Raw genomic sequence first — 3,471 nt, 5'->3', positions numbered from 1 at the left:
GCGATTAAAATCGCCCGTGTCGCTTATATCTCAGCACTAAAGTGACTGAGTTTTACGCATACCGTGTTGTTCTATAAGGTAATTTTACCCCTTCATGTATAGTATTACATCCGAGAATACGGTAGGGGCAAATGGTTGTTTGCCCTCCTATTACGGGAGCAAATTGTCGCTTAGGTAGACTAGTTAAAAAACTGCCACAAGATACATTTAAAAATTTCCCTCTTGATGAAGGGGATTTAGGTAGTGAAAGTAAGTGCCAGTTTGGACAAAACAATCAAAGTTTGGCAAAAACCCTAAGTGGTAATACTTATTATTCTCATTAACAAAAATTATTCAATTGTATTTAACTGTCATTTTCTCGCCTCATTCTTCCTATACCTTCAAAATTCGGCTTCATATTCGGTTCTTCAGCATTTTTATCCGGTAATCACACTTAGACAACTTTGAGTAAGATAAAGATATGACATGACTATTTTTATATACATCGAATTAGCCCTTGAAAATTTTGATTGAGGAAAGCCATTGAATAGTTCAAAATTACCACAAGCAGGAGATAAAGTCTTAATTATCAGTCCAGTATATGTATCCGGGAAATCAGGTATTGTTTGCGGAAAGGAGGTGCTTTCTAACGAAAAACCTAGTGGACGTTGGTTGGTAGAGATTGCATCGGAAAGTTTGGTGTTGTCGTTGAGTATAAATGACTTCAGAATATTAGGTAGTCAGTAAATGAATAACCCGTTTGGATTTATAGTTAAAGTTTTCTTTTTCTCAGCCCTGATTTCGGTGTTAATCAAGTACGTTTCCCCAATCATCTCCATTCCCCAAAGCGATATAAATGTGTTGATTCTGGTTTTATCACCAACTGCGATTATGGCTGTTTTGCTGAGTCTCAGGTTTAGGGGAATAGAAAATAGAGAATAGAGAATAGGGAGTTGTGAATTACGAATTACGAATTACCTAGTCGTGAGAGACTAAAATCGGCTAGCCTAGCTACGTTAACAGATTTCTACTGTTCGCTAAGTCGCTGAGGGTAAAGATTTGAATTTAGGTCAATGGATTGGCTTGATTGCCATTGTTCTCTCCTTATATATTTTGTGGCAAATTCGGGATGTACTATTACTGATGTTTGCCGCAGTGGTAATTGCGACTACCCTAAATCGCTTGGCTAAAAGATTTCAAAATAGGGGGATGAAACGTGGTTTAGCGGTGCTTCTATCGGTTGGGATATTTTTTGCGGTAATTATTGGCTTTTTCTGGATAGTTGTACCACCTTTTATTACGCAGTTTCACGAACTTCAGAATCGAGTTCCCAAGGGGATACAGGTGTTTAGTGCTTCCTTGGATCGGTTTAAAGCTGGTGTTCCGGTGCAGTTAGCTCCTTACATACCAGATATTGACGGTTTCATCAAACAAGCGCAACCCTTTGTGAATAGAGCGGTGGGAAATTCTCTAGCGCTTGTGACTGGTTCTCTAGAGGCTGTTTTAAAGATTTTGCTGGTATTGGTGTTAACAGGGATGTTTTTAGCCGATCCACAAGCTTATCGGAAGGTATTTATTCGCCTGTTTCCTTCGTTTTATCGACGACGGGTTGATGGCATTTTAGATAAATGCGAGGTTTCCTTAGAAGGATGGGTAAGTGGTGCTGTGATCGCAATGTTATACGTAGGAACCACAAGTATGATTGGGTTGCTGGTTTTACGTGTACCTTCGGCTTTAGCTTTATCGGTGCTATCGGGTTTTATGAACTTGATTCCCAACTTGGGTCCAACAATTAGTCTAATTCCGGCACTTGCGATCGCATTATTGGACGCACCTTGGAAAGCTGCTACTGTATTTGGTTTGTACTTCCTAGTGCAGCAAACGGAAGGTAATTTCATCACGCCGATGATTATGGCACATCAGCTTTCGCTTTTACCTGCGGTGACTTTAATCGCTCAATTATTCTTTTTGACATTTTTTGGTCCTTTGGGATTATTACTGGCATTACCTCTAACTGTTGTCACTAAAATTTGGACACAGGAAGTTTTAATTAAAGATGTTTTAGACGAATGGGGTAATAAGTCAGAACGGGACACCGAGTTTATCATTGAGCGTGATGATTTTTCAGAAAAAGATGCGATTATAGTCGAAAAAATTATCACAGGAAATCAGACTGTGGATGAAGATGAATCCAAGATTGAAGGTACACAAAATCAAGATAATTAATCCAGTAGATTTGAGATGGGTACTTCCAAATAAAACAGTATCCAAAGTTTTCTTGCAGGCTAATTATGTACTTCTCAATCGTATCATTTGTAGGGCTGGGGAAACCCTACCCCTACAATATGGATAATTTATTGGTGTTAGCTGATTCTAAATTTCGCGTACAAACTATTAACCATAATAAACCAGCAGCGTAACCAGCGATAACATCAGTTGCCCAATGTACACCTAAATAGAGCCGACTAAAACCAATTGTTAAAATTAATAATGTAGTCGCAGCATAAATTTGCTTTTTATATTGTGGATATTCTTTTGCTAAAACATAACTAATAAATCCATAAATAACTAGTGAAATCATTGCATGACCACTAGGAAAACTGTAATGTCCTACATCAATAATATGCTTCCATAATGATGGACGTGTCCTAGTAAATAGCTCTTTTAGAAGATATTTTGTGTAATCATTATTAATATACCTACAGTATGTTTGAAATAATCTAATGGTAGCAATAAGAAAGTATAATAGTAACTGAAAAAATTTGACACAAAATCTAGTAAAATATACTTTGATAGGACATCATTAAAAACTTCCAGGTTTTAGAGACAATTTTGCCTAATGCATAATATTTGATGGTGCGGTGTTTACGTAAATATAGGTTCTTATCGTTTACTACCCTAATTTAGCGATCGCATAATTTTTATGAGTGCAACACAGTCAAGCGAAAGCCTTACAACAAAGCCTAGAATCAATTCCGCTTTCAAAGATTTGATGTCAGTACATTGGTGGATGGCAGGTTGCTATTTGGTTCTGTTCACTACAGGTACGTGGATGGTAACACTGGAGAGAGAAGTGTCTTTTCGCGCATCTCTATACGACTTCCATAAGTCCATTGGTGTACTCACAATGGCATTGCTGACATGGCGCATATTAACATTATTACGAGTCTGGTGGCGAAAGTATACGAAGCGAACTCCCAAACTTACACCTAAATGGTGGAAAATATTTGCATTACACTTCAGTCTTTACGCATTTATGTGGGCTATTCCAATCGCTGGCTTTTTGTTATCAAATTCATTTAAAAGTAATGGTGTTAAATTTTTCGGTATTGTTCTACCGGATATTTTTCCGGAGAATAAAGCTATGGTAGATATTGGTCGCAATTTGCATTTTTGGTTGGCTTATACATTTTTGGCATTTGTAATTATGCATATGCTGACATATTGGAAAGTTGTGCGGGCAAATTGGAAAAGGTTCGTTGGTTTTATAAA

The 3,471-nt window shown here is 37.4% G+C and carries 6 protein-coding genes; 5 read left to right on the top strand and 1 reads right to left on the bottom strand.

The genetic code is table 11. The features are described from left to right. Positions 1–131: 131 nt before the first annotated feature. The 4 genes from CK510_RS28145 to CK510_RS28130 all read left to right on the top strand — a co-directional run bounded on the left by CK510_RS28145 (position 132) and on the right by CK510_RS28130 (position 2,205). Positions 132–323: a hypothetical protein gene (locus CK510_RS28145; protein ID WP_095724789.1), complete on the top strand. Its 192-nt coding sequence runs from the start codon at positions 132–134 to the stop codon at positions 321–323. 199 nt (positions 324–522) lie between these two features. Next, a complete protein-coding gene (locus CK510_RS28140; RefSeq protein ID WP_095724788.1) occupies positions 523–726 on the top strand; it encodes a hypothetical protein in 204 nt (67 codons plus the stop codon). Further along, complete coding sequence (locus CK510_RS28135; protein WP_095724787.1) at positions 727–921, top strand: hypothetical protein; 195 nt, start codon at positions 727–729, stop codon at positions 919–921. It begins immediately after the preceding gene. 117 nt (positions 922–1,038) lie between these two features. Then, a complete protein-coding gene (locus tag CK510_RS28130) occupies positions 1,039–2,205 on the top strand; it encodes an AI-2E family transporter (RefSeq protein WP_095724786.1) in 1,167 nt (388 codons plus the stop codon). Between the two features lie 112 nt (positions 2,206–2,317). On the opposite strand, the gene CK510_RS28125 is transcribed toward CK510_RS28130, so the two are convergent. Continuing rightward, positions 2,318–2,674, bottom strand: a complete 357-nt coding sequence (locus CK510_RS28125) for a phosphatase PAP2 family protein (protein ID WP_342746009.1) — start codon at positions 2,672–2,674, stop codon at positions 2,318–2,320. Between the two features lie 228 nt (positions 2,675–2,902). Between CK510_RS28125 and CK510_RS28120 the strand changes: the two genes are divergently transcribed. After that, on the top strand, positions 2,903–3,471 hold a 569-nt coding region (locus CK510_RS28120), incomplete at its 3' end, for a cytochrome b (RefSeq protein WP_095724784.1).

The organism is Brunnivagina elsteri CCALA 953 (assembly GCF_002289455.1).
Lineage (GTDB): Bacteria > Cyanobacteriota > Cyanobacteriia > Cyanobacteriales > Nostocaceae > Brunnivagina > Brunnivagina elsteri.
Note: the sequence above shows the minus strand (reverse complement) of the source record. Positions and strands in the feature narration are given on the sequence as shown.